The organism is Knoellia pratensis (genome assembly GCF_042666395.1).
Taxonomy (GTDB): domain Bacteria; phylum Actinomycetota; class Actinomycetes; order Actinomycetales; family Dermatophilaceae; genus Knoellia; species Knoellia pratensis.
The window spans coordinates 376,617-395,462 of the sequence record NZ_JBHTDJ010000004.1; the positions used below are offsets into that span (position 1 = coordinate 376,617).

General features: G+C 68.2%; 20 protein-coding genes. 15 read left to right on the forward strand and 5 right to left on the reverse strand.

All coding sequences use genetic code 11. The features are described from left to right. Positions 1 to 66: 66 nt before the first annotated feature. Positions 67 to 2,052, forward strand: a complete 1,986-nt coding sequence (gene thrS, locus ACFQRE_RS17930; RefSeq protein WP_380125056.1) for a threonine--tRNA ligase — start codon at positions 67 to 69, stop codon at positions 2,050 to 2,052. Between the two features lie 7 nt (positions 2,053 to 2,059). Further along, on the forward strand, positions 2,060 to 2,521 hold the full coding sequence (locus tag ACFQRE_RS17935; RefSeq protein WP_380125058.1) for a GNAT family N-acetyltransferase: 462 nt from the start codon (positions 2,060 to 2,062) through the stop codon (positions 2,519 to 2,521). A gap of 46 nt (positions 2,522 to 2,567) precedes the next feature. Here ACFQRE_RS17935 and ACFQRE_RS17940 read toward each other — a convergent pair whose 3' ends face one another. Further along, entirely contained in the window at positions 2,568 to 3,875 is a 1,308-nt protein-coding gene (locus tag ACFQRE_RS17940) for an MFS transporter (protein ID WP_380125060.1), read from the reverse strand. A gap of 208 nt (positions 3,876 to 4,083) precedes the next feature. Here ACFQRE_RS17940 and ACFQRE_RS17945 point away from each other — a divergent pair, with 208 nt between their 5' ends. The 7 genes from ACFQRE_RS17945 to ACFQRE_RS17975 are packed head-to-tail and all read left to right on the forward strand — an operon-like array spanning position 4,084 to position 9,474. Next, the gene (locus tag ACFQRE_RS17945) at positions 4,084 to 4,632 is read left to right on the forward strand and encodes an HIT family protein (RefSeq protein WP_380125062.1); all 549 of its coding nucleotides are present in this window, start codon (positions 4,084 to 4,086) and stop codon (positions 4,630 to 4,632) included. Positions 4,633 to 4,658: 26 nt separating this feature from the next. Continuing rightward, positions 4,659 to 5,300, forward strand: a complete 642-nt coding sequence (pgsA, locus tag ACFQRE_RS17950; RefSeq protein WP_380125064.1) for a phosphatidylinositol phosphate synthase — start codon at positions 4,659 to 4,661, stop codon at positions 5,298 to 5,300. Next, on the forward strand, positions 5,297 to 6,250 hold the full coding sequence (locus ACFQRE_RS17955) for a phosphatidylinositol mannoside acyltransferase (RefSeq protein ID WP_380125066.1): 954 nt from the start codon (positions 5,297 to 5,299) through the stop codon (positions 6,248 to 6,250). The genes pgsA and ACFQRE_RS17955 overlap by 4 nt, the downstream gene beginning before the upstream one ends. Next, positions 6,247 to 7,446: a glycosyltransferase family 4 protein gene (locus tag ACFQRE_RS17960; protein WP_380125068.1), complete on the forward strand. Its 1,200-nt coding sequence runs from the start codon at positions 6,247 to 6,249 to the stop codon at positions 7,444 to 7,446. The genes ACFQRE_RS17955 and ACFQRE_RS17960 overlap by 4 nt, the downstream gene beginning before the upstream one ends. Continuing rightward, positions 7,443 to 8,030 carry a hypothetical protein gene (locus ACFQRE_RS17965; RefSeq protein ID WP_380125070.1) on the forward strand — a complete coding sequence of 196 codons (588 nt, stop codon included), beginning with the start codon at positions 7,443 to 7,445 and terminating at the stop codon, positions 8,028 to 8,030. Before ACFQRE_RS17960 ends, ACFQRE_RS17965 begins: the two co-directional genes overlap by 4 nt. Before the next feature lie 21 nt (positions 8,031 to 8,051). Beyond that, the gene (gene pdxS / locus ACFQRE_RS17970; protein WP_380125072.1) at positions 8,052 to 8,978 is read left to right on the forward strand and encodes a pyridoxal 5'-phosphate synthase lyase subunit PdxS; all 927 of its coding nucleotides are present in this window, start codon (positions 8,052 to 8,054) and stop codon (positions 8,976 to 8,978) included. Positions 8,979 to 9,009: 31 nt separating this feature from the next. Beyond that, the gene (locus ACFQRE_RS17975; protein ID WP_380125074.1) at positions 9,010 to 9,474 is read left to right on the forward strand and encodes a hypothetical protein; all 465 of its coding nucleotides are present in this window, start codon (positions 9,010 to 9,012) and stop codon (positions 9,472 to 9,474) included. 87 nt (positions 9,475 to 9,561) lie between these two features. Here the strand turns inward: ACFQRE_RS17975 and fdhD are convergent, their stop codons facing one another. Genes fdhD through ACFQRE_RS17995 form a run of 4 tightly spaced genes read right to left on the reverse strand, consistent with a single transcriptional unit; the run spans position 9,562 to position 14,447 of the window. Next, positions 9,562 to 10,371 carry a formate dehydrogenase accessory sulfurtransferase FdhD gene (fdhD, locus tag ACFQRE_RS17980; protein WP_380125076.1) on the reverse strand — a complete coding sequence of 270 codons (810 nt, stop codon included), beginning with the start codon at positions 10,369 to 10,371 and terminating at the stop codon, positions 9,562 to 9,564. Further along, on the reverse strand, positions 10,371 to 12,653 hold the full coding sequence (locus ACFQRE_RS17985; protein ID WP_380125079.1) for an FdhF/YdeP family oxidoreductase: 2,283 nt from the start codon (positions 12,651 to 12,653) through the stop codon (positions 10,371 to 10,373). The genes fdhD and ACFQRE_RS17985 overlap by 1 nt, the downstream gene beginning before the upstream one ends. A 19-nt stretch (positions 12,654 to 12,672) precedes the next feature. Continuing rightward, positions 12,673 to 13,917 carry a kynureninase gene (locus tag ACFQRE_RS17990; RefSeq protein WP_380125081.1) on the reverse strand — a complete coding sequence of 415 codons (1,245 nt, stop codon included), beginning with the start codon at positions 13,915 to 13,917 and terminating at the stop codon, positions 12,673 to 12,675. After that, positions 13,914 to 14,447: a GNAT family N-acetyltransferase gene (locus ACFQRE_RS17995; protein WP_380125853.1), complete on the reverse strand. Its 534-nt coding sequence runs from the start codon at positions 14,445 to 14,447 to the stop codon at positions 13,914 to 13,916. The genes ACFQRE_RS17990 and ACFQRE_RS17995 overlap by 4 nt, the downstream gene beginning before the upstream one ends. Positions 14,448 to 14,509: 62 nt before the next feature. Here ACFQRE_RS17995 and pdxT point away from each other — a divergent pair, with 62 nt between their 5' ends. From pdxT to yajC, 6 genes are all read left to right on the forward strand, one after another. After that, positions 14,510 to 15,112, forward strand: a complete 603-nt coding sequence (gene pdxT, locus ACFQRE_RS18000) for a pyridoxal 5'-phosphate synthase glutaminase subunit PdxT (protein WP_380125083.1) — start codon at positions 14,510 to 14,512, stop codon at positions 15,110 to 15,112. A gap of 137 nt (positions 15,113 to 15,249) precedes the next feature. Beyond that, complete coding sequence (locus ACFQRE_RS18005; RefSeq protein ID WP_380125085.1) at positions 15,250 to 16,008, forward strand: YebC/PmpR family DNA-binding transcriptional regulator; 759 nt, start codon at positions 15,250 to 15,252, stop codon at positions 16,006 to 16,008. Positions 16,009 to 16,094: 86 nt separating this feature from the next. Next, positions 16,095 to 16,607: a crossover junction endodeoxyribonuclease RuvC gene (gene ruvC / locus ACFQRE_RS18010; RefSeq protein ID WP_380125087.1), complete on the forward strand. Its 513-nt coding sequence runs from the start codon at positions 16,095 to 16,097 to the stop codon at positions 16,605 to 16,607. Further along, positions 16,604 to 17,209, forward strand: coding sequence for a Holliday junction branch migration protein RuvA (ruvA, locus tag ACFQRE_RS18015; RefSeq protein ID WP_380125090.1), 606 nt, complete (start codon positions 16,604 to 16,606; stop codon positions 17,207 to 17,209). The genes ruvC and ruvA overlap by 4 nt, the downstream gene beginning before the upstream one ends. A gap of 89 nt (positions 17,210 to 17,298) precedes the next feature. After that, positions 17,299 to 18,402 carry a Holliday junction branch migration DNA helicase RuvB gene (gene ruvB / locus ACFQRE_RS18020; protein ID WP_380125855.1) on the forward strand — a complete coding sequence of 368 codons (1,104 nt, stop codon included), beginning with the start codon at positions 17,299 to 17,301 and terminating at the stop codon, positions 18,400 to 18,402. Between the two features lie 139 nt (positions 18,403 to 18,541). Continuing rightward, positions 18,542 to 18,844, forward strand: a complete 303-nt coding sequence (gene yajC / locus ACFQRE_RS18025; RefSeq protein ID WP_380125092.1) for a preprotein translocase subunit YajC — start codon at positions 18,542 to 18,544, stop codon at positions 18,842 to 18,844. Positions 18,845 to 18,846: the final 2 nt, after the last annotated feature.

Below are 18,846 nucleotides of genomic sequence, written 5' to 3' on the forward strand. Positions count from 1 at the left end.
GTATGCCGTGTCGGGACGTCCGCACGCGGCATACCCCCGTCTTGTGTCACCCCAGGAGAAGCCGCTGTGTCATCACAGATCACCGTTCATGTCGCCGGAGACGAGCGATCGGTGGCAAGCACGGCGACCTGTGCTGAGCTTTTTGACGGCCAGCGCGACGTTCTGGTGGCCCGTGTCAACGGTGAGCTGCGCGACCTCGCCCACGTCCTCGGCGACGGTGACACCGTCGAGCCGGTGACCGCCCAGGAGCAGGACGGGCTCGATGTGCTGCGCCACAGTGCCGCTCACGTCCTGGCCCAAGCCGTCCAGCAGCTCAAGCCGGACGCCAAGCTCGGCATCGGCCCGCCGGTGCGCGACGGCTTCTACTACGACTTCGACGTCGCCGAGCCGTTCCAGCCTGACGACCTCAAGGCCCTCGAGAAGGCCATGCAGAAGATCATCAACGAGGGCCAGACCTTCGTCCGTCGTGAGATCAGCGACGACGATGCGCTCGTCGAGCTCAAGGACGAGCCCTACAAGTGCGAGCTCATCGGGCTCAAGGGCGGTGCAGCTGCGGAGGTTGCGGACGGCGCGGACGTTGAAGTGGGCGGTGCCCAGCTCACCATCTATGACAACGTCCGCCGCGACGGCACCAGGGCGTGGGGCGACCTCTGCCGTGGCCCGCACGTGCCTTCGACCAAGGTCCTCGGCAACGCGTTCAAGGTGATGCGCAGCGCCGCCGCCTACTGGCGTGGGTCCGAGAAGAACCCCCAGCTGCAGCGCGTCTACGGCACGGCGTGGGCGACCAAGGACGAGTTGAAGGCCTATCTCGAGCGCCTCGCCGAGGCCGAGAAGCGCGACCACCGCAAGCTCGGCGCCGAGCTCGACCTCTTCTCCTTCCCCGACGAGCTCGGCTCGGGCCTGCCGGTCTTCCACCCCAAGGGTGGCGTCATCAAGCGCGAGATGGAGGACTACGTTCGCCGCCGGCACATCGAGGAGGGATTCGACTACGTCGGCACCCCGCACATCAGCAAGGACGGGCTGTTCCACACCTCCGGTCACCTGCCCTACTACGCCGACACGATGTTCCCGCCGATGGAGTTCGAGGGCTCGAAGTACCAGCTCAAGGCGATGAACTGCCCGATGCACAACCTCATCTTCAGCTCGCGCGGTCGCTCCTACCGCGAGCTGCCGTTGCGGTTCTTCGAGTTCGGCTCCGTCTACCGCTACGAGAAGTCCGGCGTCGTGCACGGCCTCACCCGCGTGCGAGGGATGACGCAGGACGACTCGCACTCCTACGTCACCGCCGAGCAGGCACCCGCCGAGATCAAGCACCTCCTCGACTTCGTCCTCTCGCTGCTGCGCGACTTCGGACTCGAGGACTTCTATCTCGAGCTGTCCACGCGTGACACCGAGGGCGAGAAGTCGGCCAAGTTCATCGGCAGCGACGAGCAGTGGGAGGTCGCGACCTCGGTCCTTCAGAAGGTCGCGACCGACTCCGGGCTCGAGCTCGTCGCCGACCCCGGTGGTGCCGCGTTCTATGGCCCCAAGATCTCGGTCCAGGCCCGTGATGCCATCGGCCGCACCTGGCAGATGTCGACGATCCAGTACGACTTCAACCAGCCCGAGCGCTTCGGTCTCGAGTACCAGGCGTCCGACGGCTCGCGTCAGCAGCCGGTGATGATCCACTCGGCGAAGTTCGGCTCGATCGAACGCTTCTTCGGCGTCCTCGTCGAGCACTACGCCGGCGCGTTCCCGGTGTGGCTCAGCCCTGTTCAGGTCCTGGGCCTGCCGGTGGCCGACGAGTACAACGACTACCTCTGGGACGTCCTCACGCAGATGAAGGCCAAGGGCATCCGGGTCGAGCTCGACGACAGCGACGACCGCTTCCCCAAGAAGATCCGCAACGCGAGCAAGGCCAAGGTCCCGTTCGCGCTCATCGCCGGTGAGGACGACCGCAGCAACAACGCCGTGTCGTTCCGCTATCGCGACGGGTCGCAGAAGAACGGCGTGCCGATCGAGGACGCGATCGCCGAGGTCCTCACCGCCATCGAGACGCGCGCCCAGGTCTGAGCCGACGATGTCAACGGTCATCCGCCTCGCCCTTTCGCGGGACGCGCTGGCCGTCGCCGCTCTCACGATGCAGGACGATCGTGAGAGCGGCGCAACCATCGAGGAGGGCTTCCTCGACCGCTACGCCGCCGCGTGGCTCGCAGATCGTTCCCGGGTGACGTTCCTCGCCGAAGCGCCCGATGGCCGACCCCTCGGCATGGTGACCGCCGCAGTGATCACCAAGCTCCCGAGCTCCCGGCGACCGCAGACACGATGGCTGCACGTGTCCCTGCTCTTCGTCACACCCGATGCGCGCGGTGCCGGAATCGGCGCCAGTTTGCTCGAGGCACTGCGCTTCTGGGGTGACGCGCACGACGTGGACCGGATGCAGCTCAACGCGGTCCCCGAGGCCCACACGCTCTACGAACGAGCCGGATTCGGCCCTCCCACACCGAGATTCATGGAGTGGCGCGCTGACAGCGATCGGTGAGCGGACGGCATACCCAGAAATTGCGTGGGTATGCCGTCCGCTTACGTCACGGGAGCGGCTCGTGTGCCGTTTCCTTGACCGCAAAGACGTAGACGAGCAGCGAGATGAGGCAGAGCGCGCTGATGTAGATCGGGAACGCCTCGCCCCAGCCCTGGCTCTTGAACCACGTGCCCATGTAGGGCGCGGTGCCACCGAAGAGGGCGACGGACAGGGAGTACGGGAAGCCGATCCCGGACGCACGCACCCGCGACGGGATCGTCTCGGCGTTCACGGCTGCGGCGATCGATGTGTACATCGCGAGGAAGACCATGCCGATGCACTGGACGAGCAGCAGTCGCGACATCGAGGTGTCGAGCAGCCGGAGCAGGGGCACGGTGGCCACGACGAAGAACGCCGCGAAGGTGATGAGCAGGGGCTTGCGCCCGATGCGGTCCGAGAGGATGCCCATGAGGGGTTGGAGCGCGGCGAAGAAGAACAGCGCGATCGTGCCCGCGGTGAGCGCGTCGGACTTGCTGACGTCGGCATACGTCTGCGCGTAGGTCGGCAGGTAGGTCGTCCACGTGTAGTACGCGATCGTGCCCGCGATGGTGATGCCGACGATGAGCAGCGACTCTCGCGGGTGGTGCTTGAGCGCATCGAAGATTCTTGGACGCTGCGAGGCGTCGGCCTTCAGGTCGTCGACGCTCTCGAGGGTCTCGTGAGCGCCGGCGCGAATCGCGAGTCCGACGAGGGACAAGGCGGCGCCGACGAAGAACGGCACGCGCCAACCCCACGAGTTCATCGACGACTCGGTGAGGGTGGACGCGAGGTAGGCCGCGAGCCCGGACGCGATGAGCTGACCGGCGGTCGTGGAGACGTACTGGAAGCTCGAGAAGAACCCGCGCCGCTTGGGAGGGGCACTCTCGACGAGGAAGGTTGTCGCAGCCGCGAACTCGCCGCCCACCGACAGGCCCTGGATGATGCGGGCGAGGACGAGGAGGATCGGCGACAGGATGCCGACCGAGGCGTAGGTGGGCAGCACCGCGATGAGCAGCGACCCGGCGCCCATGAGCAGGATCGTCGCCGTGAGCGCGGGCTTGCGACCGAAGCGGTCGGCCACCGCGCCCATGAGCAGGCCACCGATCGGGCGGAAGAAGAACCCGACGGCGAAGATCGCGAACGTGTTGAGCAGGGCCGTCAGGCCGGACTCGGACTCAGGGAAGACCTGGGTCGCGAAATAGACCGCGAGGAAGCTGTAGGCGTACCAGTCGTACCACTCGACGAGGTTGCCGATCGAGGCCGCGGCGAGCTGTCGAGGGGAGTGGGCGCGGGCGCGTTCGACGGCGCTCGTGGTGGTTGTCGAGGACGTGGTCATGCCTCCCCACCCTGCGCGGCTGGGCAGATTCTCACAACCGGAGACCGCAGTTCGAGACAAAAGACCACAACGCCCAAAAAGCTTTCGGAGCCGCGCAACCTTTGGGTCGGCTACGGCGTCTCAATGGTTGGAGGGTCCGGGGCGTCGCGCAGGGGCCGACGCCCCGGCCCTCCGATCGGTGAACGCCACCCTGTCTAGGATCGTGGCCATGAGTGATGTTCCGACGACAGCCGCCGAGGACTTCGCGGGGGTGCCGGACGGTTTCGACCGACTCTGGACTCCTCACCGGCTCGCCTACGTCACCGGGGAGCGCCCGTCCAAGGACGCCGGTGACGGCTGCCCGTTCTGCGCGGCACCGGGACGCGACGACGAGGACGGCCTCATCGTCCACCGGGGCGAGCACTGCTACGTCGTGATGAACCTCTTCCCCTACAACCCGGGCCACGTCCTCGTCTGCCCCTATCGTCACGTCTCCCTCTACGTGGACCTGACGCACGAGGAGACGACCGAGTTCACCGCCCTCACCAAGGCCGCCATCTCCGCATTGCAGGAGTCGTCCGGCCCGCAGGGCTACAACATCGGGATGAACCAGGGCGACGTGGCGGGCGCGGGAGTCGCCGCGCACCTCCACCAGCACATCGTCCCCAGATGGGGTGGCGACATGAACTTCCTGCCGGTCATCGGTCAGACGAAGGCGCTGCCGGTCCTGCTCGAGGACGCGCGCCGACGCCTCGCCGCGGCCTGGCCGGGGGAGTGACGTCAGCCCACTAGGCTGACCGCACCATGCTCAACAAGTACGCGCGCCCCGTCTTCACGAAGCTGTTCACCCCGTTGGCCTCGCTCCTGCTGCGCCTCGGGGTGAGCCCTGACGTCGTGACCGTCGTCGGCACCCTCGGGGTGAGCCTCGGCGCCCTGATCTTCTATCCGCGCGGTGAGTTCCTCATCGGCACCCTCGTCATCACGGCGTTCGTGTTCTCCGACACCGTCGACGGCATCATGGCCCGCCGGTCCGGCCGTTCGAGCCTGTGGGGTGCCTATCTCGACTCGACGCTCGACCGCGTGGCCGATGCCTCGGTCTTTGGTGGCCTCGTCCTGTTCTATGCGGGTGGGCAGAGCGTGCGGGACGACAGCATCCTCCAGGCCCGGCCCGGCATCATGGCCGCTCTCGCGCTGGCCTGCCTCATCCTCGGCATGGTCGTGTCCTACGCCAAGGCCCGCGCCGAGGGACTCGGCATGACGGCCAACGTCGGCATCGCCGAGCGCGCCGAACGCCTCGTCGCCGTCCTCCTCACCACCGGCCTCGTCGGGTGGTTCCTGCCCGAGATCTTCCTCACCGTGGTGCTGGCTCTGCTCGCCCTCGCGAGCCTCGTCACCGTGGTGCAGCGGATGCTCGAGGTTCGCCGACAGGCCCTCGACGTCGCGTGAGCCCGCTTCCCTCAGGACTCGTCTCCCACGCCACCGACATCGCCACGGTGGCTGGCTTTCGTCTGGGTTGGACCGTCATTCGGCGTATGCCGGAGCGCGCGGCCTACGCGTTGTTCGACCGGATCGCTGATCTCACCGTCGCCCGTGGTGGGGGAGCGCGGCTGCGCGCCAACTACGCGACGGTGCGACCGGAGCTCGACGATGCCGCGCTGGATGCGTTGGTGCGACATGGCATGCGGGCCTACATGCGCTACTACTGCGAGTCGTTCCGCCTGCCCGTGCTCTCCGCCGATGAGCTAGCTGCTCGCGTTCGGGTGGAAGGTGATGGGCCGGTGCGCGAGATCCTTGCGGCTGACGGGTCGCTGATCTGCTTCCTCGGTCACCTCGGCAACTGGGACCTCGCGGGAGCCTGGGGTGCGGTGCACCTCGGTCCGGTGACGACGGTGGCCGAACGCCTCGAGCCGGAGGAGGTCTTCGAGGAGTTCCTCGAGTTCCGCACCGGTCTGGGCATGACGATCCTCCCGCTCACCGGCGGACCGGCGCCGTTCCCGTTGCTGCGCGAGGCCACCGGGCGGCGCGGACTCATTCCGTTGCTCTCGGACCGCGACCTCTCTCGTGATGGTGTCGAGGTCGACTTCTGCGGTGAGCCAGCGCGGATGGCTGCTGGTCCGGCCGCGCTCGCCCTGACCACGCGCCGACCGCTCTTCCCCGTGTCCATCCGGCACGAGCGTCGGGACGGTGGTGGCTGGGGGATCGTCATCACCTTTCACGAGCCGGTGGCGGTGCCCACGTCCGGGACGACCCGCGACAAGGTGTCGGCCATGACCCAGGCCTGTGCCGACGTGCTGGGTGTTGCCGTCCGCACCCACACCGCGGACTGGCACATGCTTCAGCCGGTCTTCACCAAGGACCTCGATGCCGACCGCCTGGCCCGGGCTGGAGCGTCATGAGGATCGGCCTCGTCTGCCCCTACGCCTTCGACGTGCCGGGCGGCGTGCAGTTTCACGTCCGAGACCTCGCCGAGTACTTCATCGCCCAGGGGCACGACGTCTCCGTCCTCGCACCGGTCGACGACGACACAAAGTCGCTCCCGGCATACCTGACGTCGTGTGGTCGGGCAGTTCCGGTGCGCTACAACGGATCCGTGGCGCGCCTGACCTTTGGGCCCGTCACGTCATCGCGTGTGAGCCGTTGGCTCGAGGGGGGCGACTTCGACGTCCTCCACCTGCACGAGCCGGTGACACCGAGCGCCTCGGTCATGGCGCTGTGGGCCTCGTCCGAGCCGGTCGTCGCGACCTTCCACACGGCCAACCTCCGCTCACGCGCCATGCATGCCGCGAACCCGCTGCTGCGGCCCTCGACCGAGAAGATCCGGGCCCGGATCGCGGTCTCCGAAGAGGCTCGTGGCACGGTGCGCCGTCACCTCGGTGGCGATGCCTACATCATCCCCAACGGCGTCGACACCAAGCGGTTCACGCCCGACGGTGCTGTGACCCAGTGGTCGGGAACGCCGCAGCGCCCGACCTTGGCCTTCCTCGGCCGGATCGACGAGCCGCGCAAGGGTCTGGCCGTCATGGTTGCCGCCATGCCCGCGATCCTTGACACGCTGCCGGGCGCCCGACTCGTGGTCGCCGGGCCCGGCGAGGTCGAGGAGATCTCGGAACGCCTCGACCCGCGGATCCGGGCCGCGACGGAGTTCCTCGGCGCGGTCTCCGAGGCCGACAAGGTCGCCCTGCTGCGGTCGGCCGACCTCTATGTCGCACCGCACACAGGCGGCGAGAGCTTCGGGATCGTCCTCGTCGAGGCGATGGCCTCGGGTGCTCCCGTGCTCGCCAGCGACCTCGAGGCCTTCACCGCAGTCCTGGGTAGTGGCCTCGCAGGGCCCGCTGGCCGCACGTTCCCCGTCGGCGACAGTGCTGCCCTGGCCAGCGCCGTCATTGACCTCGTCGGGTCGCCCGACGAACGTGCCCGGTTGCGCGAGCTCGGGCTCAAGCGGGCCAGATCGTTCGACTGGAGCGTGGTCGCCGAGCGCGTCATGGCTGTCTACGAGACCGTGATCGAGGGAGCCGACAACTCCCCGGTCGAGTCCAACCTGCGCGCGGGGCTGCTCAGCCGCCTGCGTTGGCCCGCGAGAGGTGAAGCGTGATTGATGTCCTGCAGGTCTCCACGATCATCGCCCTGGTGCTGCTCGGCGCGGCCTGGTACCTCTCCTACTCGGCGTCGCGCCTCGACCGGCTCCACGCCAAGGTCGAGGGAGCCGTGTCGGCCCTGGACGCCCAGCTCGTGCGTCGTGCGGAGGCCACCCTCGAACTTGCCACCAGCGGGTCGGTGGACCCAGCCACGTCGTTGCTCCTGGCCGATGCCTCGAGTGAGGCGCTCGACCGGCACACCCACCAGCCGCTCAGCCACGACCCTCTTGACGGGCAGACCTTCGCCGGACGCGAGAGCACCGAGACCGATCTCACCGAGACCCTGCGGGCCGCCCTGCAGCAGGACACCGTCGACGCGCTGCGCAGTGAGCCGGGAAGCTCCGGTGCCGACGCCCTGGGCAGGGTCGAAGCCAGTGCCCTGAGAGTTCAGCTCGCCCGCCGCTTCCACAACGATGCCGTGCGTGAGGTGCGCCGGGTGAGGGCCAAGAAGGTCGTGCGGCTGTTCCGACTGGCCGGTCACGCGGCCCTGCCCCAGCCGGTCGACTTCGACGACGACCTTCCGCCTGCAGTGCTCGACTGACTCGCCTCTACACTTGCGCGCATGAGTGAGACCACCACCACCCCCGCCGCAGACTCCCCGACCCCCTCGAACACCGGAACGACCCGGGTGAAGCGCGGCATGGCCGAAATGCTCAAGGGCGGCGTCATCATGGACGTCGTCAACGCCGAGCAGGCCAAGATCGCCGAGGACGCCGGAGCCGTTGCCGTCATGGCCCTCGAGCGCGTCCCCGCCGACATCCGTGCCCAGGGCGGCGTGTCACGCATGTCCGACCCAGACATGATCGAAAGCATCATCGCGTCCGTCTCCATCCCGGTCATGGCCAAGGCCCGCATCGGCCACTTCGTCGAGGCCCAGGTCCTCCAGTCCCTCGGTGTCGACTACATCGACGAGTCCGAGGTGCTCACCCCGGCCGACTACGCCAACCACATCGACAAGTGGAACTTCACCGTGCCCTTCGTCTGTGGCTCGACCAACCTCGGCGAGGCCCTGCGCCGCATCACCGAAGGCGCGGCGATGATCCGGTCCAAGGGTGAGGCCGGCACCGGCGACGTCTCCAATGCCACGACCCACATGCGCCAGATCCGTCAGCAGATCCGCCACCTCCAGAACCTTCCCGAGGACGAGCTCTATGTCGCGGCCAAGGAGCTGCAGGCGCCGTTCGAGCTCGTCAAGGAAGTTGCCGCTGCCGGCAAGCTCCCCGTCGTGCTCTTCACCGCTGGCGGCATTGCCACCCCGGCCGACGCCGCGATGATGATGCAGCTCGGCGCCGAGGGTGTCTTCGTCGGCTCCGGCATCTTCAAGTCGGGCAACCCGGCACAGCGCGCCGAGGCCATCGTCAAGGCGACGACCTTCTTCGACGACGCCGACGTCATCGCCAAGGTCTCGCGCGGTCTCGGTGAGGCCATGGTCGGCATCAACGTCGACGAGATCCCCGAGCCGCACCGCCTCTCCGAGCGCGGTTGGTGAATTGAGGCCGCTCACCGCTCTCCTCTGGGTCGTGCAGATTGCCGTCATGCTCGGCGGGCTGTACTTCCTGTATCGCGTCTTCGGTCACGGACGACGCGTCCAGGAGAGCGGTGCGCCCGGATTCGTGCCGGTGACGCCCGGCGACGCCACCGGGTCATGGAACGCTGTCGTCACCTCCGAGGGGAAGCACCCGAACTTCTCGGGGCAACGGGGCCACCTGCGCATCGAGAACGGATGGCTCGGGTTCCATGAGGAGAACGCCGAGCAGCCCACGTGGGTCGTGCCGGCGAACCAGCTCCGAGGCGGCCGCAACACCTTCCTCGCCATGTCCGAGGTGTGGCTGGAGTCCGCGGAGACGGGGCGCGTCAACCTCACGGTCAGCCACGAGCACATCAACACGTTCGTCGACAACGACTTCAAGGACATGCGCGAGCGTCGGTATGCCGGGGAGTTCCTGAGCATGCTGGCGCACTACGGCGCCCAGGTCAGCTTCTAGCTCACCACGCCCAGACGACCTGGTCTTGGTGAGACGACCACCTCGGGGTGGTCGCCTCACCAAGAAGTGGTCATCTCGACCGGCGGATCAGTGGGGGATGCGGTGCGAGTGGGTGTAGACGTTCATTCGGCGGCCACGCGCGAACGCCACGAGGGTGACACCCAGCCGGTCTGCAGCCTCGATGGCGAGCGACGACGGTGCCGACACACAGGCCAGGACCGAGACTCCGGACACCGCGGCCTTCTGCACGAGCTCGAAGCTCGCCCGACTCGATACGACGAGCAACCCGCCAGCCGTCTCGACCTCGGTGATGAGCGCCGCGCCGAGCACCTTGTCGACCGCGTTGTGGCGTCCGATGTCCTCACGCACGATGGCGAGTTCACTCCCCCCAACGGGCACCAGGCCGGCCCCGTGCACTCCGCCCGTCTTGTCGAACACGGTCTGACGAGAGCGCAGCTCACCCACGGAGTCGGCGATCTGCGAGGCCTCCCACAGCACCTCCGGCGGTCTCTCGTCGACAACAGCCTCGGTGGCCTCGACCGCGGTCGTGCCGCAGAGCCCGCAGCCGCCGAGTGAGGCGAGGTTGCGGGTCGATGTCACCGCTGCGCGCCCTTCCCGACCGGACGACAGCGTCAGGTTGAGCACGTTGAGGGTGTCGAGGTCCGAGCAGAACTGCGCCGACACCACGTCGTCGCGGCGGGCGATGATCCCCTCCGCGCGCAGCAATCCGTGTGCCAGGTCGATGTCCGAACCAGGCGTGCGCATCGTCACCGTGAAGGTCTCGCCGTTGACCCGGATCTCCAGCGGCTCCTCACCGGCGACGGTGTCGATCGCCCGGGACACGTCGCCGTCGAGGTCGATGCGGACGACCTTGTGGCGTGAGGTGACCCGACCCATCAGCGGGCCTCCAACCGGATGACGACCGACTTGGACGTCGGGGTGTTGCTGCCCCGGGCGGTCGAGTCGAGCGGGACGAGGACGTTGGCCTCGGGGAAGTACGCCGCTGCGCAGCCGCGAGCCGTCGGATAGGCCACGATCCGGAACTCCTCGGCGCGCCTCTCCGTCAGCGCATCGCCGCCCTGCACCCCGTGCCACTCCGAAATGATGTCGACCATCTGCTCGTCGGCCAATCCCAGAACAGTCAGGTCGGAGGGATTGACGAAGACCACGCGTCGCCCGCCAGTGATCCCGCGATAGTGATCGTCGAGCCCATAGATCGTGGTGTTGTACTGGTCGTGGCTGCGAATCGTCTGCAGGAGGAGCCGCCCGGGAGGACACTGCGGGTACTCCATCGAGTGCACCGAGAACCGAGCCCGGCCACCCTCGACGTTGAACTCGCGTTGGCGCGGCGCAAGCGGCAGCTGGAAGCCACCCTTGTCGAGGATGCGCTCCTCAAAACGGTCGAAGCCCGGCACGACGCGCGAGATGTGGTCGCGGATGACCCGGTAGTCGCCGCGCATCCCTGACCAGTCAACCGAGGAGTCGGGCAGCACTCGCCGCGCCAGTTCGCACACGATCGCGACCTCGCTGAGCAGGGTGTCGCTGGCGGGAGGGAGCCGGCCGCGAGAGGCGTGCACCATCGCCATCGAGTCCTCGACGGTGACGACCTGCTCGCCCGTCACCTGCGAATCCCGCTCGGTGCGTCCGAGCGTCGGCAGGATGAGCGCTTCGCGGCCGGTGACCGTGTGGGACCGGTTGAGCTTGGTCGAGACGTGGCAGGTGAGTTCCGCTGCCTCCAGGGCCGATTCAGTCACGTGGCTGTCGGACATCGCGCGCACGAAGTTGCCGCCCATCGCGAAGAAGACGGTGGCCCGCCGATCACGCAACGCCCGCACGGTGTCCACCGCGTCCACTCCGTGCTCGCGTGGGGACGCGATCGAGAACTCCGCGTCCAAGGCGTCGAGGAACGCCGCTGACGGACGCTCGAAGATCCCCATCGTCCGGTCACCCTGGACGTTGGAGTGGCCGCGCACGGGGCACACGCCCGCGCCCTCGCGACCGATGTTGCCCCCGAGCAGCAGGACGTTGACCATCTCCTGGATCGTCGCCACCGCGTGCCGGTGCTGCGTGATGCCCATGGCCCAGCAGACGATGATCGAGTCGGCAGCCGCGACCTCGTCGGCCAGTGCCCGGATCTCGGCCTCCGTCAGACCGGTGGCAGTGAGCGTGGCGGGCCAGTCCAGCGTGGCGCGCGCCGCGGCATACGCCTCGAAGCCAGAGGTGTGCTCCTCAACGAATTCACGATCCACGCACCCACGCTCGAGCAGCAGGTGACCGACGGCCTGGAAGAGGGCCTGGTCGCCGCCAAGCCGCACACCGACATGGCGATCAGCCAGGGGAGTGCCGCGCCCGACGACCCCGCGCACGGTCTGCGGATTGCGGAACGTCATGAGCCCAGCCTCGGGCAACGGGTTGACCGCGATGACGCGAGCACCCTTCTCCTTGGCTGATTCCAGCGTGGACAGCATGCGCGGATGGTTGGTGCCGGGGTTCTGCCCGACAACGAGGATGAGGTCGGCCCTGGTGAGGTCGTCGATGGTGACGGTGCCCTTGCCGATGCCGATCGTCTCGGTCAGGGCAGTGCCGCTCGACTCGTGGCACATGTTGGAGCAGTCGGGCAGGTTGTTGGTGCCGAACTCGCGCACGAACAGCTGGTAGGCGAACGCTGCCTCGTTGCTCGTCCGCCCGGACGTGTAGAAGATCGCCTCATCCGGACTGCCCAGCGAGCGCAGGTGACCCGCCACGATGTCGAGCGCCCGCTCCCACGTCACCGGCTCGTAGTACTCAGCCCCCGCTGGCTTGTGCATCGGCGTCGTGAGTCGGCCCTGCGAGCCGAGCCAGTAGTCGGACTTCTCGCGCAACGCCGAGAGCGAGTGCTCGGCAAAGAATGCCGGCTCGACCCGTCGCAGCGTGGCCTCCTCGGCAACGGCCTTCGCGCCGTTCTCGCAGAACTCGGCGCGGTGCGACTCCGCGGGGTCGGGCCAAGCACAGCCGGGGCAGTCGAAACCCTTGTCCTGATTGACGCGAAGCAGCGTCCGCGCCGTCCTCACGACACCCATCTGGTCGAGCGACATCCGCATCGAGCGCACCACGGCGGGCACTCCGGCTGCGGAGTCCTTCGGCGAGCTGACCTCGAGGTCGGCGTCGCCCTTGTCTTCGGTCGGTGCGTTGCGTGCCATCAGAACCATTGTCTCCCTGTCAGGTCACAGTCGCACGGGAGCGGAACTGCTCCTGCTCGAACTCGCGCCCGACAATGACATCGCGCACGTGCACAGCCGCCCCGAGAGCATCCTCGTGCGACAGGTACAGCGGCGCGAATCCCAGTCGCACGATGTCCTTTTCACGGAAGTCACCAATGACTCCGCGGGCAATCAGGGCCTGCACCACGGCATACGCATCGGGGTGCCGCAGACTCACCTGGGAGCCGCGGGCACCATCGCTCGGCGTGACGACCGGAAGGTCGACGCCGAGGGCGTCGAGACACTCGACGAAGAATCCGGTGAGCGAGAGCGAACGCCGCCTCACGTCGACGACATTCAATCCGTCGTATGCCGTGAGCGCACCTTCCAGCGCGGCGATCCCGAGCACCGGGGGAGTTCCGACGCGGGCCCGGGTGATGCCGTCGGCGGGCACGTGGTCGGGCGACATCGTGAACGGCGACGCGTGCCCGTTCCAGCCGAGGATCGGGTTGGTGAACTCACCGAGGTGTTGCGGGGCCACGAAGAGGAACGCCGGAGCGCCCGGGCCACCGCTCAAGTACTTGTAGCCGCACCCCACCGCGAAGTCCGCGTCGCCCTCGGTCAGCCCGACCTCGACCACGCCGGCCGAGTGGCAGAGGTCCCAGCACGCGAGCGCGCCGACATCGTGGGCGGCGGTGGTGATGGCGGCGAGGTCCCAGAGTTCACCGGTGCGGTAGTCCACCTGCGAATACGCCGCGAGGGCAACGTCATTCGACCCCTCGAGCCGCGCGACCACCTCGCCGGGGGAGACGAGTTCCAGGGTGAGGCCCAGCTGGTCACACACCCCACGTGTCACGTGCACGTCGGTCGGGAACGAGTCCGGATCGGTCAGCACCACACGGCGGTCCGGGCGCAGTCGAGCCGCCGCGTGCACGGCCTTGAACAGGCTCACGGTGGTCGAGTCACCGACGACGACGGTTCCGGCAGGGGCGCCGATGAGCTCTGCGATGCGGTCACCCACACGTTCGGGTGCACTCCACCACGCGGAGTCATTCCAGGCGCGGATGAGTTGTTGGCCCCACTGCCGGGTCACGGCGTCGGCAGCCGCATCCCGCGCCGCGATGGACATGGCGCCGAGCGAGTTGCCATCGAGATAGATGACACCCTCCGGCAGGACGAACGCATCACGACGATCAGTCGCGGCATGCTCGGCATCGAGGTCACGTGCGCGCTCACCCAGCGCGGTCAGGGCATCGTCGCTCATGCTTCGACTCTCTCATCAGACACGGCCACGGGAAGCACCATGAAGGCAACATCCGGCTGCCCATCCGGGAGCCACTGCGGGCGAGCGTGGCCGGCCACGGTCCAACCTCGACGGCGATAGAAGCGACCCACCTTGGTCTCCTCGCCGACGACATCGAGGACCGGTTCGCGTCCGAGCGCCCGGATCTCGGTGACAGCGCGCTCCAACAGGGCACCTCCCACACCCGAGCCCGCGAGGGTGTGGTCCACGAAGAGGATGGACACCTCTCCGAGCTCGTGGCCGGGACGACCGAGCACCGCCGTCCAGTGCTCCGCCATCCAGTTCGCACTGACGTCGGTCGTGGCCACGTGCCCAGCGATCCTGCCGTCGACCTCCGCCACCCACGCCCCGAGCTCACCCGGGCGCACGAGGAACTCCTCCACGGGGAAGGGGAGTGGCCAACGGTGGGGATATCCCGACGAGGGCGCCTGGGCGCTCAGGACCTCCACGAGTTCAGGGATGTCATCGGGTCGGCGTTCTCGGATCGTCATGGCCACGCTTGTCAGGTTAGGCGCAGCGCGAAGCAGGCCGCTCGTCGCCGTAACATTCGGACGTGACCGCTCAGCCGACCATCGGAGTCCTCGCCGTCCAGGGTGACGTGCGTGAGCACCTCCAGGCCCTCAAGTTGGCAGGCGCGCGCACCATCGCCGTCCGGCGCCCGAGCGAGGTCGAGGCGATCGACGGACTGGTCATCCCCGGCGGCGAGTCGACGACGATGGACAAGCTCGTGCGCATCTTCGACCTCCATGAACCGCTCGTCGCGCGGCTGCGTGCCGGTCTTCCTGCCTATGGCTCGTGCGCCGGGATGATCATGCTCGCCGACCGGATCCTCGACGGGCACCGTGACCAGCAGACCCTGGGTGGACTCGACATCACCGTGCGCCGCAACGCCTTCGGGCGGCAGGTCGACTCCTTCGAGGAGGACCTGCGCATCCGTGAACTCGGCCCCGAGCCGGTCCGCGCCGTCTTCATCCGAGCGCCGTGGGTCGAGGAGATCGGTGACGACGTGCAGGTCCTTGCGTCGGTGCACGTGCAGAACGCTGACCACCCCGTGGCCGTGCGCCAGGGCAACCTCCTCGCCACGAGCTTCCACCCCGAGGTCACCGGCGACCACCGCGTCCACGCCTACTTCGCTGACGTCGTGCGCCGCGCCTGACGCAACTCGCAGCGGCTCGCGAGCCGGATGTGGTCCTCTCCGTCGCGACAGCGGGCGCGGCACCCTCACCGGCCGGACCGGCATACGACATAGGATCGTCGGCGAGTCCTGAACGTTCGACAGCACGAGGAGACACCTTGTCCGGCCACTCCAAATGGGCGACGACGAAGCACAAGAAGGCCGTCGTCGACGCCAAGCGCAGCAAGCTCTTCGCCAAGCTGATCAAGAACATCGAGGTCGCAGCCCGCACCGGCGGCGGGGACATCACCGGCAACCCGACGCTCTATGACGCCATCCAGAAGGCCAAGAAGAGCTCGGTCCCCAACAACAACATCGACAACGCGGTCAAGCGCGGCTCGGGTGCGACGGCGGGTGGCTCCGACTGGGAGACCATCACCTACGAGGGCTACGCGCCCGGCGGTGTCGCGATCCTCATCGAGTGCCTCACCGACAACCGCAACCGCGCCGCCGCCGAGGTCCGCACGGCGCTCACCCGCAACGGTGGGCAGCTGGGTGACCCGGGCTCGGTGGCCTACGTCTTCGACCGCAAGGGCGTCGTCGTCGTCCCCAAGGGTGACAAGAGCGAGGACGACATTCTCGAGATCGTGCTCGAGGCCGGAGCCGACGAGGTCAACGACCTGGGCGAGGCCTACGAGATCGTGTCCGAGGCGACCGACTTCGTGGCCGTCCGCAAGGCCATCCAGGACGCCGGCATCGACTACGACTCCGCCGAGGCTTCGTGGGTCCCCAACCTCCAGATCGAGCTCGACCTCGACGGTGCCAAGAAGATGATTCGCGTCATCGACGCCCTCGAGGACTCCGACGACGTCCAGGACGTCTTCGCCAACGGCGACATCCCCGACAACGTCCTCGCGGAGTTGAACGACGAGGAGTGACCAGCGTGTTGCTGCGCGCCGCCCTCCATCACGCTGTGTAGCGTGGCACCGAACACCTGTTCGGTTCTGATTGGAAGGCGGCGCGCGTGCGCGTTCTCGGCATGGATCCCGGACTCACCCGGTGCGGCCTCGGCGTCGTCGACGGGCGAGCCGGTCGCGCGACGATGGTTGCGGTGGGCGTGGTCCGCACCCCTTCGGATGCCGAGCCGTCGCAGCGCCTGATCTTCCTCGAGCGCGAGCTCAACGGCTGGCTCGACAAGTTCACTCCCGACGTGATGGCGGTCGAGCGGGTCTTCGCCGACACCAACGTCACCCAGGTCATGAACACCGCCCACGCGACGGCGATCGCGCTGCTCACGGCCGGCAAACGCGGCATACCCGTCGTCTTCCACACGCCGACCGAGGTCAAGGCGTCGGTGACCGGCAGTGGTCGCGCCGACAAGGCACAGGTCACCGCGATGGTCACGCGCATCCTCAAGCTGGACTCACCGCCCAAGCCGGCCGACGCCGCTGACGCGTTGGCGCTGGCGATCTGTCACCTGTGGCGCGGGGCAGCGACCGCTCGCCTCGAAGCTCTCGCGAAGGCACGCATCCGATGATCTCCTCCCTCTCCGGCAAGGTCGGTCACGTCGGCCTCGACCGCGTCGTCATCCAGGTCGGCGGCGTCGGCATGCTCGTCCACACGACGCCTCGCACCGCCGGTGAAGTGCGCACGGGCCAGGACGTCACGGTCTCGACGACGTTGGTCGTGCGCGAGGACTCGTTGACCCTCTTCGGCTTCGGCTCTCCTGCTGAGCGCGACATGTTCGAGACGGTCCAGACCGTGTCGGGCGTGGGGCCCCGGCTCGCGCTGGCCATGCTTTCGGTGCTCACTCCCGATGCGGTCAGCGCTGCCCTGCGCGCCGGAGACCTCGCCACCCTCACCAAGATTCCCGGCGTGGGCAAGAAGAGCGCCGAACGTCTCGTTCTCGAGCTCAAGGACAAAGTGGGTATGCCGTCCGGCTCGCCGGGTGCCGGCGTCACCCCGTCTGCCGCGTCCCTCGGCGACGCCAAGCGCGACCAGGTCGCCGAGGCCCTCGTCGGACTCGGTTGGTCCGCCAAGCAGGCGACCGATGCCGTCGCCTCGGTGACGACGGCGGCGGATCCCGAGGCCTCCGTGGCGGCGCTGCTGAGGATGGCTCTGCGCGAGCTGGGCCGATGAGTGCGTCCGCGATGAGACCGACAGACACGAGCGAGGACGACCTCGGCGGCAGCACCAAGGGCTTCCGGTCCGACATCGTCGAAGCCGGGATGTCCGAGGTCGGTGAGGACAGGTACTCCGACGGCTCACTCGACGCCACCGCGCGCATCGTCGACGCCGGGGCCGACAGCGATGACGAACGCGTTGTCGAGGCGGCGCTGCGACCCAAGCGCCTCTCCGAGTTCCCGGGGCAGACACGAGTGCGCGACCAGCTCGGGCTCGTCCTCGAGGCGGCGCGACGCCGGGGGAGCGTGCCCGACCACATCCTGCTGTCCGGTCCGCCCGGGCTCGGCAAGACCACCTTGGCGCTCATCGTCGCTGCCGAGCTCGAGCGGCCGATCCGGATCACTTCGGGCCCGGCCATCCAGCACGCCGGTGACCTCGCGGCCGTGCTGTCGTCGCTCGACGAGGGGGAGGTGCTCTTCCTCGACGAGATCCACCGCATGTCGCGTGCTGCCGAGGAGATGCTCTACCTCGCGATGGAGGACTTCCGGGTCGACGTCATCGTCGGCAAGGGCCCGGGTGCCACCGCGATTCCGTTGGAGCTGGCGCCGTTCACGGTCGTCGGCGCGACGACTCGATCTGGCCTGCTGCCCGCGCCTCTGCGGGACCGGTTCGGATTCACTGGTCACCTCGACTACTACGACGCCAGTGATCTCACGACGATCCTGCGGCGCTCCGCCGGCCTCCTCGGTGTCGATGCCGACGAGGCGGGCATCACCGAGATCGCCGGGCGTTCCCGCGGCACACCCCGCATCGCCAACCGCCTGCTGCGCCGGGTGCGCGACTGGGCCCAGGTCCACGGGTCGGGCCATGTCGACCTCGAGGCGGCCCACCAGGCGCTGAGGCTGTTCGACGTCGATGACGCCGGACTCGACCGGCTCGACCGCGCCGTGCTCGACGCCCTGTGCCGTCGGTTCGGTGGCGGCCCGGTCGGGTTGTCGACCCTGGCCATCGCCGTGGGGGAGGAGTCCGACACGGTCGAGACCGTCGCCGAGCCCTATCTCGTGCGCGAGGGCTTCATGGTGCGCACCCCTCGAGGGCGGGCCGCGTCGGGCAAGGCGTGGAGGCATCTCGGTCTCACTCCGCCTCGTGACGTCCTCACCCAGGACGTCCTGCCCCTCAACGACGGCCCCGGGCGGCTCGGCGGCTGAAGTCGGGCACTCGTCCCGGGTGTCGCGCGTTGGTGGCTGATGAACCCGTCACCTATGCTGACTCGGCCCGGCGTTGCCCGGGCCACTGACGTGCCCTGCAGTGTGGCGGGCGCTCTGATCCAGACTCGAAGGACTCTTCATGAACTCCGGTGCCGGCTTCGGCAACCTCCTCGTGCTCGCCCTGCCCCTTGCCCTGCTGGCGTTTCTCGTGCTCAGCCAGCGCAAGCGCGGCCGCCAGACGCAGGACTTCCAGGCAGGACTCACCGTCGGTGACAAGGTCGTGCTGACCTCGGGTCTCTACGGCACGATCATCACCCTCGACGACGTGACCGCGACCCTCGAGATCGCCCCCGGCGTCCAGGTGCGCGTCGACCGCCGCGCGATCGGGCTCAAGCAGCCCGGCGCCGACACGGTCACCGACGCCACGCCCGAGGTCGACTGACA